We start from the raw sequence: 12,949 nt of genomic DNA on the forward strand, positions 1-12,949 counted from the left end.
CCGGTCGGCGCCCAGCGTCCGCGAACCCGCGACCCGGAGTCTAGGGTCATCGTCGGTCGTGCCCGCCGTCTGACGCCAGTTCCAGCTCAAGGCCGGGGATCCGGCAACGGGACGCGGCCGCCGGGCTGGGCGCCGCCTCGTCCCGTTGCCGGAGCGCAAAGGATCAGTTGGCGTACTGGGCGGCGACGTCGAGGACCCACGTGATGCCGAAGCGGTCGGTCAGCATCCCGAACGCCGGCGCCCACTGCGCCGGGCCGTACGCCTCGATGACGGTGGCGCCGTCGGCCAGCTTCTCCCACAGCGCGCCGACCTCTTCGACGGTCTCGCCGCGGACCGACAGGAAGAACGGCTCGCCGGTCAGCGTCATGCCGTGCTCGCGCCGGGTGGAGTGCGTCGGCGCGGTGCCGGCTCCGGCCTGGCTGGGCACGTCGTAGGCCATGACGCGGAAGCCGTCCTCAGCCGCGACCTGGCCCCAGACGACCTTGCCGGCGTCGGGCAGTTCCTTCGGCATCCCGAAGTCGCCGTACGTGATGACGATGATCTCGCCGCCGAACACCGAGCGGTAGAACTCCAGCGCCTCCCGGGCGTTACCCCGGAAGTTGAGGTGGGCGGTGGTGGTGATGCTCATCAAGACTCCTGGTGAGAATTTGTTTCCGGTCGCGGTGTCCGACCCGGCGTCATCACCAAGACTCGACGGCGTAGGTGACAGGTTGTGGCACCTACTGCGGGCAGAATCAAACTCATGCCGAAAACCTCCGGCCGGCTGCTGGCCCTGTTATCGCTGCTGCAGACGCGCCGCGACTGGCCGGGCACGCTGCTGGCCGAGCGGCTCGACATCAGCCTGCGGACCGTGCGCCGCGACATCGACCGGCTCCGCGAGCTCGGCTACCCCATCGCCGCCGTCAAGGGTCCCGAGGGTGGCTACCGGCTCGGCGCCGGCACCGAACTACCGCCCCTGCTGTTCGACGACGAGCAGGCCGTCGCCCTCACCATCGCGCTGCAGATCGCCGCCACCACACTGGGCGACGGCACCGGCGAAGCGGCAGCGCGGGCGTTGACCACCATCCGGCAGGTCATGCCGTCCCGGCTCCGCCACCGCATCAACGCCCTGCAGATCACCGCCGTCGAACGGCCCACCATCCGACCGGCCGCCCCGATCGACGGCGACGTGCTCCTGGCGATCAGCTCCGCCGTGCAAGCCCACGAGATCCTCCGCTTCGACTACGGCTCCGAGACCGCGGACAAGCCCCCGCGCCGCGTCGAGCCGCACCACGTGATCACCTGGGACGGACACTGGTACCTCGTCGCGTGGGACCTCGGCCGGTCGGACTGGCGCATCTTCCGCGCCGACCGGATCACCCTGCGCATCCCCAACGGACCACGCTTCACGCCCAGGGAACTACCCGGCGGCGACGTGACCACCTTCGTCACCGGCAGGTTCCGCGGCGCTGACGACGGCACCACCGGCTGGCCCTGCCAGGGCACCGCGATCCTCGACCTGCCGGCCGCCACCGTCGCCCTCTACACGCGTGACGGGATCGTCGAGGAACTCGGCTCGGATCGCTGCCGGCTCACGCTCGGCTCCTGGTCCTGGTCCAGCCTCGCCGCCGCCATCGCCCGGTTCGACACCGAGATCGAGGTTGTCGGCCCCGCCGAACTCGCCGACGCCTTCGGCCACCTGGCCCGCCGCTTCGCCAGGACCGCCGCCGGCGGGATTTCCTGATCGGATACTCGTGCATGCCGCCAACCGTGAGCGCGAGCTCGTTCGAACTCCATCACGCCGTGTGACGAGCGTCCGGCACCGGCCGGTGCGCTGAACTGTCGAGAACAGTGATGTTCGGAACCCCGTAAGATATGCCCAGTGGGGTGGGAGGCACTCGGGCGATGGGGTGAGGACGTCACTCGCATCGAACCGCTCGCCGGCGGAGTCGCCAACGACGTGTGGAGCGTGCGCGTCAACGGGCTCCGCGCGGTCGGTCGTCTCGGCACCAGGAGCGACGCTGATCTCGCGTGGGAGACGGAGCTCCTCCAACACCTCGACCGTGAAGGTCTGACCGTGCCGGTCCCGATCCCGACTACAGACGGCCGGCTGTTCGCCGACGGTCTGGTGGTGATGACCTACGTGGATGGCGGACCACCCGAGACGAAGGCCGACTGGCGTCGCGTGGCCGGCACGCTCCGCGAGTTGCATCGCCTGACGCAGGGCTGGCCGCAGCGGCCAGGCTGGCGATCCTCGACCGACCTCCTGCACGCCGAGACCGGGACGAGGATCGACCTCGGTGCGATGCCCCGTGAGAGCGTTGCTCGATGCCGAGCAGCGTGGGCGCGGCTCACCGGACGTCAGACATGCGTCGTCCACGGCAACCCCAACAACCCTGGCAACGTCCGCATGACCGCGAGTCAGGTCGCGCTGATTGACTGGGACGAGTCGCACGTCGACGTCCCCGACCTCGACCTCGTGCTTCCCGGCAACGCCGCCGGCCTCGACGACGGCGCGCACGACATCGCCGGGCAGGCGTCGGCCGCTTGGGAAGCCGCCGTCTGCTGGGACGACGAGTACGCAGTCAGGCGGCTCGCCGAAGTTCGAGCGCTCTGAGCACGCGTTCGAGGAGAGGGGTTGTTGGCGGTCGAGTGCGCACATCCCGCTGCGACACGAAGTCGCACCTTTGCGAGTGATGCACATACGTCGTGCCCAGGCGGTTGGACACGGTGTCGTCGAAGGTGCTGGCGTTCATTGCCCCGGTTATGGCCATTAGCGTGCGGCCGGTCAGATCTGCCCAGCGGGCAGGACGGCCGGCGGCACCCTCGTGGGTGATGACTGACATGACGATCCCTCCCTCGCGGCTACGTACGGCACGGCGCAGGCCATGGAGTGCCACAACCGGACTTCCCAGGTATCGATATCGGTGCGGTGTCTCCGTGCCAGAAGAGACCATCGGTGCCGCTAGGCCTCTTCGCGTCGGTGGAAACTACTGAGATCCGCAACCGCCTACATTCGGCACTCAAGCGATCGATGTTGACTTCGCCGCTATCTGTGCTGCCAGGTTGCCCGGGCTCGGCGCTTCAATGTTGCCAGCCTCCAGCTACTGGGGCGGGATCGCACGCTCGCGGCTGACACCTGCCGCCCAGAATTTCGGATTTCAGACCGGATAAACCACCATCCGTCCGCCCTGGACCGAGGCCGCCCGGCCGCCGTCCGGCGCGATCGCCGCCCCGGAGTGGGCGCCCGGCGCGATCGCGTGCACGGTGCCGCCGGCCGCGTCGACGAGCCACAGGCCGGCCGCGCTCTGCCGGGTCGCCGCGACCACGAACCGGCTGCCGTCCGGAGTCGCCGCGACCCCGGCCTGGTCAACGAAGCCGCCGGCAACCTCCTTGGCGGCACCGGTGAGACCAGCCGGCGCGAGGAACAGCGTCCAGGCCGCAGTGGCGCCGGCGTCACCGGTGGCCAGGGCCGCCACCGAGTCCGTACGGTCCAGCGTGGTCGGGAACACGACCCGCTCGCCGCCCGGGCAGGTGGTGGCGCCGCCGGCCGCCCAGCCGCTGGACGGCCAGGGCCGCCCGGCGAACGTCGGGCCGGCGTCGATCGCCTCGAGAGCGTCGGCCCGCAGCCGGGTCACGGCCGCGCAGCCGCCGGTGACAACGGAGGCGAACGCCGTGTCGCCGGACCAGGTCACGTAGCCTGGCGCCCGACCCGACCTGAACAGCTGCTCGGTCGCGCCGGTGCTCCGGTCGACGGCGAGCACGCGGAAACGCAACACGCCGTTCTCGTAGCAGCCGGCAACGACGGCGAGCGCGCCGCCGGGCCGACGGACCGGCCGCAGAAGGCTGCCGTAGCAGTCGGCCGGCAGCTTGAGCGGCACCCGCTCGGCGTGACCTTCGCGCCAGCGCCACAGCTGGTGCTTGTCGTTGTCGTTCTTGGGTTCGACGCCGAAGTACAGGGCGTCGTCGAGCCAGGTCGGGTTGTACGGCGTGCCGGCGGTGCCGAGCTCGACGGTGACCGGAGCGTTGCCGGTCCCCTTCGCGCCCGGGATGGCTGAGGCCGTCCCGGCCGGAGTGCCCCCCGGCTGGGACGGCGTCTCGCACGCCGCCACAGCGAGTGCGACGACGACGGCGACCACCGCATGACGTGCGGAACGGATCCTCATGACGGCGTTATCTCCCCCGCATGTTCAGGCACAGGTAGACCTCGGCGTCGATGTGGTTCTTCAGCGCGCGCTCGCCGAGCTTCGCGCCCACCCAGTCGTTGTACATGTCGACCCTGGACTGGAAGCCCTGGTACGGGTTGCCCGGGTCCGGTGAGTCGATCTCGTGGGCGAGGCCCAACGTCAGCGCCTCCTCGACGGTGAACTGGCCGCTGCGCACCACGTTCGCCATCCACATCGAGTGATGGTAGGCGTTCCACGCGTGCATCTCGTCCTCGTGGCCGGCGACGTCACGGTTGGGGTACCGGGCGTTCGCTTGACCACCCTCGCCGCACCGACGCGTCCGCGCTCGACGCGGTCGGGCACGTGACGCACCCTCAAGGGGTCTCGCTGGCCTGGAACTCGCTGCACACACCCAAAGAGGTGTCGCAGACCTCCGCATGGCTTCCGACCCCACACCGGCATTGTCACGATCGGTGAATACCCATGGATACCAGCGCCGGCGCCGGCCCTGGCGTTCGCCCGATGGCCGTCAAGAAGTCTTCGGACAGCGGACCACGCGGGGCGCTCTTCAGTGCCGATCGATGTCGACTTCGCCGCTATCTGTGCTGCCAGGTTGCCCGGGCCTGGCGCTCCAATGTGGCCGGCCTCCAGCTAGTGGGGCGGGATCGCACGCTCGTTCCGGACACCTGCCGCCCAGAGTTTCGTGATCGTCGGCACACGGGACCGCACGAACGCTTCGGCGCCGGTAGTCGCCTTTAGTGCTGGCCATGAATCTCCCGATGCAGGCGTTCCATCCGCTCGTCCAGCCGGGCCGCGTCGTCGGCCGCGGCCACAAGCTCGGCACGTAGCGCGGTGGGGATGTCCGGGTCGTACTTGTAGTAGATCTTGTGTTCTAGGCTGGCCCAGAAGTCCATCGCCACCGTGCGCAACTGCACCTCGACCGGTATCGCGACGACGCGGTCGGACAGAAACACCGGGATCTCCACGATCAGATGGAGGCTGCGGTACCCGTTGGGCTTCGGTACGGCGATGTAGTCCTTCGTCCGCAGGAGGCGCACGTCCGATTGCCGAGTCAGCATGTCCGCGACCGTGTACACGTCCGAGACGAAGCTGCACACGATCCTGATGCCCGCGATGTCGTAGATGTTGGCGCCCACCTCCGCGACCGTCATCGCGCAGCCGATACGCGCCGCCTTCGCGCTGATGCTGGCCAGCGTCTTCAGGCGCGGGCTGACGTACTCGATCGGGTTGTCCCGGCCCTTGTGCACCAATTCCTCGGCGAGGATCTTCACCTTCGTTTCAACCTCGGCCAGCCCGAACTTGTAGCGCAGCCTGAACTGTGAGAACTCCTCGGCCAGATCTCGCAGCGTCTCCAACGCAGACGCGTCATCGAGCAGGGATCTCAACTCAAGCGAGGCGCCGTCGTCCGCAGTCTTCTTGCGCTGATACATCTGCCACCTTTCGTCATCGGCGCGGGTGAGGTACGTGTGCGTTGCAGGTGCCCACTGGCCAAGCATGACGTACTCCTGACTGGTGCGGCCGTTTTGGCACACTCGTGCGGGCAGGACTTCCGTGTTGTCGCTGTCAGCCGTGCGGCGCACGGCCTTCGAACGCCAGAGGACGGTGGCCGTGCGGGCGATTACCCACGGACAGTGCCATCAGCAGAATCGCGGGAGGGCCTGAAAAGGTTGACAGTCCGCCTCATCCGGCGACCGTCACCGTCGTGCTCCACCACGTGCGTGACGTAACCTTCGCCCGCTATTCGGGCACCGGCACGGCGCGGAAGAACTGGCGGCCGCCCCGCAGATGCCGCTCGAAGCGCAGGCCGGCACCGGCGAGGGCGGCGTGCAGCTCAGCGCGGCTGAGGCGGCGCACGGGGGCGCGCTGCTCCCACCGGGCACCGTCGAGGCGGTAGGTCGAGCGGCCGTGCAGCACGGTGCCGTCGAAGGACTCCACCTCGAAGTCGGCCTCGACCGGCCCGATCCGGCCCGTGGACGACACGGCCCTGTCGAACCACGATGGCGGCAGCCACTGCATGACGACCTGACCGTCCGGGGCGACGTGCCGGCGGCACGCGTCGAGCAGCTCCGCCCGCACCGCGGGATCCGCCGCGTTGACCCGAGGGCGCGCCACGAGCACGACCGGGAAACGTTCGCCGAGCTCCAGCGCCGCGAGACCGGCCCGGACGGTCTGGACGGCCCGCGCGTCGCGGACCAGGGCCAACATGGCGGCCGAGTCGTCGGCGACCGTCACCGGATGGCCCAGCGCGACCAGGGAATCGGCGAACAGGCCGCCACACCCGCTGAGATCCAGGACCGCGGCGCCCGGCGCGACGTTCGCGTGCACGAAGGCTGGCTCGCCGCTGGCGGGCAGCACCGCATACAGACCGACGGGGCGACCATCGGCGGTGACCTCGGACATCACGCCACCATGCCACACGCATGGCACCATTGCCGGCGACAGGACTCCATCCGGCCTGTGAGCCGCACCGCGGCGTGGTCATCCTGGACCAACCAGCGCCCCTCGTAATCCTCGTTCCAGGCGGTGGCCGGGGTCCGGACAAGCGGATTCCGCGGCCCCTCTGGACCCGCGTCGGGGTGTGCTGCCGGGAAGGCCGGCGCGTAAGTGGAAGGTGCCCCTGTTGGTGGCACCGATGTGCCGCACCTTCCACCAACCCGTTGGGAAGCCCTCATCGCGATGACGGTGCTGTTCGCCACCGCCGGCCGGCAGGGCGAGCATCCGACCGACGCCGCCGCGACCTACGCTCAGGACCCGGTCTACGCGGCCTACCTCGGCTGCTACATCGCAATGGTGTCGCTCGGCTTCGCCGACATCGTCCGGCTGTGCCTGCCCTACGCGCGCGCCGCCGGCCGCGTGTGGCTCAGCCGCGGCCTGCGGCTGAGCGCCGCCGGCGCCGGCCTCGGCCTGTTGTACTGCGCGGTCCGCGCGGCGACTCTTGTCGAGGGCCTGCTCGGCACCGACCCGAAGCGGCTCGAAGCGCTCGTGCCGATATTCGCCGCGCTCGGTGCGATGCTCGTCATCGTCGGCCTGACCCTGCCGTCGTTCGGCCCGCGGCTGTCGCGCATTGCCGCATGGCACGTGCAGCGTCGTGCGTTCCGTCAGATGTATCCGCTGTGGGAAGCGATCACGGTCACCGTCCCCGAGGTCGTGCTGGACCCGTCGGCTTCGCCGGACCGCGGCATCCTGCGCCACGTGGACCGGCGGCTGCGGCGGCGGGTGGTCGAGATCGGCGACGGCATCCGCCAGTTGCGCCATCACATGAGCGATACCGTGGCCACGGCGGCGACCGCCGACCCGCGGGCCCTCACCGGCCGGCCCCGTGATGCCGCCGTGCGCGCCGCGCAAATCCTGGCGGCCTGCCTCGCATACGAGGCGGAGCGCCGAGCACGGTTGGACACGCCTGCGGCAGACGGTACCGCCGATGGGGCACAACGCGCCGACGAGCGACAGCGGCGGGCACGCTGGGACGCCTGGCGCGCCGCGCTGCCGGCCACCGACCTCCGTGTGGCGCCCCTGGCCGGCACGGGTCCGCAGCCGCCCGCGTCCAGCGCCGACCACGAGGACTTCGCCGCGGAGGTGCGCGGGCTCGTCGATGCCGCCAGGGCACTGCGCGGATCATGAACTCCAGCAGCCGGCGACCCGGCCGGCACGAACCAGATCGGGAGCAGCACATGACCACCGCCGCGATGGACGCGCTACTCGCGGACCCGCACGGGTACTACGAGACGCTGCGCGCCAGCGGGCCCGCCCACCGGTTGACGCTGCCCGACGGTTCGCCGGTCTGGCTGCTGACCCGCTACGAGGACGTCCGCGCCGCGCTCGCCGACCCACGGCTTTCGCTCGACAAGCGCAACTCCGGCGGCGGCTGGGCCGGTTTCTCGCTCCCGCCGAGGCTCGACGCCAACTTGCTCAACATGGACGCGCCGGACCACACCCGGATCCGTCGGCTGGTCGCACCGGCGTTCACCCCGCGCCGGGTCGAGGCTCTCCGCCCGCGTGTCCAGCGGACCGCGAACGACCTGCTCGACCGCCTCGCCGCAGACACCGACGCCGACCTGGTGAGCGGATACGCCACGCCGCTGTCGATCGCGACGATCTGCGACATGCTGGGCCTGCCCGATGCCGACGTGGACCAGATGCGCGTCTGGACCAACACCCTCCTGAGCCCGCCGCCCGAGGACCCGAAGGCCCCGGCCCGCGCGGTCATGGCGATCGAACAGTTCCTGGTGGAGCTCATCCGCCGTAAACGCGCCGAGCCCACCGACGACCTGCTGACCGCGATGATCACGGCTCACGACGCCGACGACCACCTCAGCGAGGAGGAGCTCACGTCGCTGGCCTTCCTGACGATCTTCGCCGGCTACGAGAACTCGATCAACCTGATCGGCAACTGCGCCCTGGCCCTGCTGCGGCACCCGCACCTGCTCGACGACGTCCGCGACGATGCCGGCATGCGCCGTGCCGCGATCGACGAGACCCTGCGGCACGAGCCCGCGGCGAAGCTGTCGATCCGCCGGTTCGCCCTGGAAGACCTGGCCTACGGCCCGGTGACGATCCCCAAAGGTGCCACGGTCCTGCTGAGCCTGGCCGCCGCGAACCGCGACCCGTCGGCCGTCGACGACCCGGACGTGTTTCGCCTGCGCCGCCCGAGCGCGCCGCACCTGGGCCTTGGCCACGGTCCGCACCACTGCCTCGGCGCGGCTCTGGCCATCCTGGAGACCGACGTGGCCGTCGGTGAACTGCTTCGACGCCACCCGCGCCTGACCCTAGCGGAGCCGTCTGACGGCCCCGCGTGGCGCCGCTCGTTCCGCAGCCGGTCCCTGTCGACGCTGCGCGTCACGTTGAAAGGCTGAAGCGGGCCGCACCCGAACACCGATCGGACAGTTCGTCGCAGACGTGTAGCCGGCGCTGCGTGCGGCTCGAATCGAGCCGCACGACGCCCTGCGGCGCGGACCGAGACCGGGATGATCAGCACTTCGCCTAGCTCAAGGTGATAGCTCAGGGTGACAGGATCCGCGCGCTGCCGCCATGCTGTAGGTCCGCACGCCGCCCGAAGTGGTGCGCGCCCCGCTCATCGCCCGTCGGCCTTGTCGCCGCGCAGCGTCATCACGGCGCTGGTGACCGTCGCGACGGGCTTGCCGTCACCGCGGGTGATCTCGCACAGATAGTGGCTCACCGTCCGTCCGGCATGCGTGGCGTACGCGGTCGCGGTCAGGCGCTCGTTCCACACCGGGCGCAGGAACGTCGCCTTCAGATCGATGCTGGTAAACGACTCTCCCGGCTCGAGCACCGTGGACTGTGCCGTGCCGATCGCCGCATCGGCCAGCTCCACCAGCAGGCCACCGTGGACCGTTCCCTGCTGGTTGCCATGCACCGCGGCGTCGGCGTCCAACTCGACCACCGCCTGGCCCGGGCCGACGGCCGTAATCGTGAACCCCAGCAGCTCAGAGATCGCCGTCGGATACCTCACATGCGTCCGGTCATCCGGTCGCAGCGTCCCAGCCAGCTGTCTGCGCAGATACTCGATCACCGGCAGATCATGGACGGTCCCGGTCACAGGCTTCCCCCTCATCGACGTGGTACCTGCGACGCTAGCGACCTAAACTAGGACGATCCACCCATCGTCCTAGATACAAGTGTCCTCGACGAGGTGTCAATGCGTCCCGCCACCTACAAGGCCATCGTCGACCGGCTCGCCACCGCGATCCGGACCGGCGAGCTGCCTGCCGGCACCCGCCTACCGACCCACCGGACGCTGGCACGCGAGCACCGGATCGCCCTGGCGACCGCCACCCGCGTCTACGCCGAACTCACCGGCATGGGCCTGGTCGCCGGTGAGCCCGGACGAGGGACGTTCGTGCGCGACCAGCACGGCCACGACGGCCTCGACCCCGACCGACGGCTGCCGGTCCCCCGGATCGCCGACCTGTCGTTCAATCAGCCCCTCGCTGACGAGCAGACCACCCAGCTGCGCCACGCCCTGCGCGAACTGTCCACCTCCGGCAATCTCGACGCTGTCCTCTACCAGCAGCCACCCGGCGGCCGAAGCCACGAACGCGCCATCGTCGCCACGTATCTCCTCGACCGCGGCATAGACGTCCCCCCGGCGAGCGTGTTCCTGACCAACGGCGCCCAGCAGGCCCTCGACGCCGTCCTGGCCACCACCACCCGGCCCGGCGAGGTCGTCGCCGCCGACGCGCTCACCTACCCAGGTCTCAAACTGCTCGCCGCCACGCACTCGCTCGAGATCGCCCCCATCCCCTCAACCGCCGACGGTCCGGACCTCGACGCCCTCAACCAGCTCTGCGCGGCTCGACCGGTCCGTGCGATCTACACCATCCCCACCCTTCACAACCCCCTCGGCTGGACCCTCAGCCACGCCACCCGCGACCACCTCGCCACCATCGCCCGCACTCATGACGTGCTGATCATCGAGGACGGCACCTACGCCTTCCTCGACCAGACCCCGCCTCCGCCGATCCAGGCCATCGCACCCGAACGCACCTTCTACATCGCCAGCCTGTCCAAGAACGTCGCCACCGGACTGCGCTTCGGATTCGCCATCGCACCCGGCGCCCACGCCTCGTCACTCACCCGCAGTCTGCGCGCCACCACGTGGGGCATCCCCGGCATCGTCACGGCTCTGGCCACCGGATGGATCGCCGACGGAACCGTCGGCCGCCTGGAGAAGACCCGCCGCGACGACGCGGCCAGCCGCCAGCAGATCGCCCGCACAGCGTTCACCGGCCTGGACTACACCGCCCACCCCTCGTCCTTCTTCGGCTGGCTACGACTCCCCCACGACCTGCGCGCCGACCAAGCCGCCACCCACCTCGCCGACGCCGGCGTCCTCGTCTCCACCGCCGACGCCTTCGCCACCACCACCCACCCACCGCACGCCCTCAGACTCGCCATCGCCACCCCGCCCCTCCCCGAGCTGGCAGACATCCTCGAACACGTCCGCACCACCATCGACTCCATTCCCTGGTAACCGCCCGGACGGCGGGTTGCGGGTGCCGGCGAAGCCCGGACGTGCCGCGCCGTGGTACAGGCGAACTCCGGTTGCGTCACCGGAGCCGGCGGCGGCCCAGGCGGAGTTGGGCGCGCAGCACCTGGCGCGGGCGTAGCGGCGCAACAGGGAGCGGGTGGGCCGCGGTCGCGCGTAGGCCGTCGAGGGTCAGGGCGAGGTAGCGGCGCCAGGCGTTGGGGTCGATGGCATAGGTCGCCTCGCTGACACGCGAGTGCGCCCAGACGATGAACGCGATGTCCTCGGCCGTGATGTCGGGGCGCAGGCTGCCCTCGGCCTGAGCCCGCTCGACGATGCGGCGGCCGAGGTCGTACGCACGTTTCCGGGCTGCTTCGATCCCGGCCGCGTACGGAAAGCGCATCGACGCGATGTCGTTGAAGGCGAGATCGCCGGCCTGCAGTTCGCAGACGCGCTCGAGGAAGAATGTGAGCCCGTCCCAGGCCGGTTCTATCGCCACGGCGGCCTCGGCCGCTTTGATCCAGGCCCGTTTCTTCTCCGCCATGACGGCCCCCACCAGGTCCATCCGCGTGGGAAAGTGCCGATACAGCGTGCCGATCGCCAACCCGGCCCGGCGGGCGATGCCTTCCAGCGCGGCGTCGAGGCCCTCCTCCGCGAACACAGTCCTGGCGGCGTCGAGCAGTGCGGCTCGGTTGCGCTGTGCGTCCTTGCGCAGAGGACCGGTCGGTGGCTTGCGTGTCGTCACTCGCGCAGCCTACAACCTGAGGCATGCCTCATATTTTCGGATGAACATGAGGCATGCCTCGATTTCGGACAAAAACCAGTGCTCCAGCCCATTGCGGGACAACACCGAACCGGCCTAGCCTTTCGTCAACCCGACTGAATGGCCGGCTCCCGCACCCGCGCGGTGCGGCGGGGGGACGGCACAGTGCTCACATCGAGCTGACTCATCGCATACGGCGGAGGGAAGAACCATGCCACGATACGAGTGGGACCAGACCCACGCGGGGATCAACCGGCTCAAGGCGGCCGTGGCCGCGACCCGCTCGAATGTCATCACCCACGAGATGTACTCCCGCCTGGACTCGCACGCGGCCATCGTCACCTTCATGGAGCACCACGTCTACGCCGTGTGGGACTTCATGTCGCTGCTGAAGTCGCTGCAGCGCAACCTGACCTGCGTCGATGTTCCTTGGGTCCCCACCGGCCCGACGTCGAGCCGGCGCCTGATCAACGACATCGTCCTGGTGGAGGAGAGCGACGAGCTGGGCGGCGGGTTCATCAGCCACTTCGAGCTCTACGTTCAGGGTATGACCCAAGCCGGGGCCGACACGACGGTCATCGAGCCGTTCATCGACCTGATCCGCGCCGGCACGGAAGTGCCGGAAGCCCTGTCGGCACTGCCCGTACCAGCTCCGGCCGCCGAGTTCGTCCGCAGCACCTGGACATTCATCCAGACCCTGCCGCTGCACTGCCAGGCCGCGGCGTTCGCGTTCGGCCGTGAAGACCTCATCCCCGAAATGTTCCAGCAGGTCGTCGACGTCAACGAGAACGTCGGCCGGCTCGACCTCTTCGTCGACTACCTGCGCCGGCACATTCAGGTCGACGACGAGGAACACACCCCGATGGCCATGCAGATGCTGGCGGATCTCTGCGGTGACGACGAGGTCAAGTGGCAGGAGTGCGTCGGGGCCGTCACCGCCACCCTGAACGCCCGCGTGCGACTCTGGGACGGGATCACCGCGGCCATCAAGGAGCCGGCAGCCAGCCTGGCCGGGCAGGCTTCATAGCAGGGCGG

13 protein-coding genes are annotated in these 12,949 nt (G+C 69.8%); 6 read left to right on the forward strand and 7 right to left on the reverse strand.

Going from position 1 to position 12,949, the window contains the following annotated elements; translation table 11 throughout:
• Window positions 1-163: 163 nt before the first annotated feature.
• On the reverse strand, window positions 164-628 hold the full coding sequence (locus tag AB0367_RS33270) for a VOC family protein (RefSeq protein ID WP_366230456.1): 465 nt from the start codon (window positions 626-628) through the stop codon (window positions 164-166).
• Between the two features lie 114 nt (window positions 629-742).
• On the opposite strand from AB0367_RS33270, the gene AB0367_RS33275 reads away from it, so the two are divergent.
• Together AB0367_RS33275 and AB0367_RS33280 are read left to right on the forward strand one after the other, a co-directional pair.
• The gene (locus AB0367_RS33275; protein WP_366230457.1) at window positions 743-1,723 is read left to right on the forward strand and encodes a transcriptional regulator; all 981 of its coding nucleotides are present in this window, start codon (window positions 743-745) and stop codon (window positions 1,721-1,723) included.
• A gap of 138 nt (window positions 1,724-1,861) precedes the next feature.
• Window positions 1,862-2,596: a phosphotransferase gene (locus AB0367_RS33280; protein ID WP_366230458.1), complete on the forward strand. Its 735-nt coding sequence runs from the start codon at window positions 1,862-1,864 to the stop codon at window positions 2,594-2,596.
• A gap of 544 nt (window positions 2,597-3,140) precedes the next feature.
• Here AB0367_RS33280 and AB0367_RS33285 read toward each other — a convergent pair.
• From AB0367_RS33285 to AB0367_RS33300, 4 genes are all read right to left on the reverse strand, one after another.
• A complete protein-coding gene (locus tag AB0367_RS33285) occupies window positions 3,141-4,145 on the reverse strand; it encodes a hypothetical protein (protein ID WP_366230459.1) in 1,005 nt (334 codons plus the stop codon).
• A gap of 7 nt (window positions 4,146-4,152) precedes the next feature.
• Window positions 4,153-4,380 (reverse strand): hypothetical protein, encoded by a 228-nt coding sequence (locus AB0367_RS33290; protein ID WP_366230460.1) that lies wholly within the window; start codon window positions 4,378-4,380, stop codon window positions 4,153-4,155.
• A gap of 520 nt (window positions 4,381-4,900) precedes the next feature.
• On the reverse strand, window positions 4,901-5,746 hold the full coding sequence (locus AB0367_RS33295; protein ID WP_366230461.1) for a GTP pyrophosphokinase family protein: 846 nt from the start codon (window positions 5,744-5,746) through the stop codon (window positions 4,901-4,903).
• 157 nt (window positions 5,747-5,903) lie between these two features.
• The gene (locus AB0367_RS33300; protein ID WP_366230462.1) at window positions 5,904-6,566 is read right to left on the reverse strand and encodes a hypothetical protein; all 663 of its coding nucleotides are present in this window, start codon (window positions 6,564-6,566) and stop codon (window positions 5,904-5,906) included.
• 276 nt (window positions 6,567-6,842) lie between these two features.
• Here AB0367_RS33300 and AB0367_RS33305 point away from each other — a divergent pair, with 276 nt between their 5' ends.
• Together AB0367_RS33305 and AB0367_RS33310 are read left to right on the forward strand one after the other, a co-directional pair.
• Complete coding sequence (locus AB0367_RS33305; RefSeq protein ID WP_366230463.1) at window positions 6,843-7,787, forward strand: MAB_1171c family putative transporter; 945 nt, start codon at window positions 6,843-6,845, stop codon at window positions 7,785-7,787.
• Between the two features lie 50 nt (window positions 7,788-7,837).
• Window positions 7,838-9,019 (forward strand): cytochrome P450, encoded by a 1,182-nt coding sequence (locus AB0367_RS33310; protein ID WP_366230464.1) that lies wholly within the window; start codon window positions 7,838-7,840, stop codon window positions 9,017-9,019.
• Window positions 9,020-9,237: 218 nt separating this feature from the next.
• Here AB0367_RS33310 and AB0367_RS33315 read toward each other — a convergent pair whose 3' ends face one another.
• On the reverse strand, window positions 9,238-9,696 hold the full coding sequence (locus tag AB0367_RS33315) for a PaaI family thioesterase (protein WP_366230465.1): 459 nt from the start codon (window positions 9,694-9,696) through the stop codon (window positions 9,238-9,240).
• A gap of 126 nt (window positions 9,697-9,822) precedes the next feature.
• On the opposite strand from AB0367_RS33315, the gene AB0367_RS33320 reads away from it, so the two are divergent.
• Window positions 9,823-11,157, forward strand: a complete 1,335-nt coding sequence (locus tag AB0367_RS33320) for a PLP-dependent aminotransferase family protein (protein ID WP_366230466.1) — start codon at window positions 9,823-9,825, stop codon at window positions 11,155-11,157.
• Window positions 11,158-11,233: 76 nt separating this feature from the next.
• On the opposite strand, the gene AB0367_RS33325 is transcribed toward AB0367_RS33320, so the two are convergent.
• The gene (locus tag AB0367_RS33325; RefSeq protein WP_366230467.1) at window positions 11,234-11,896 is read right to left on the reverse strand and encodes a helix-turn-helix domain-containing protein; all 663 of its coding nucleotides are present in this window, start codon (window positions 11,894-11,896) and stop codon (window positions 11,234-11,236) included.
• Window positions 11,897-12,125: 229 nt separating this feature from the next.
• Between AB0367_RS33325 and AB0367_RS33330 the strand changes: the two genes are divergently transcribed.
• On the forward strand, window positions 12,126-12,941 hold the full coding sequence (locus AB0367_RS33330; RefSeq protein WP_366230468.1) for a DUF3050 domain-containing protein: 816 nt from the start codon (window positions 12,126-12,128) through the stop codon (window positions 12,939-12,941).
• The last annotated feature ends 8 nt before the right edge of the window (window positions 12,942-12,949 follow it).

Origin of the sequence: Dactylosporangium sp. NPDC051484, from assembly GCF_040689395.1 — a bacterium.
Taxonomy (GTDB): domain Bacteria; phylum Actinomycetota; class Actinomycetes; order Mycobacteriales; family Micromonosporaceae; genus Dactylosporangium.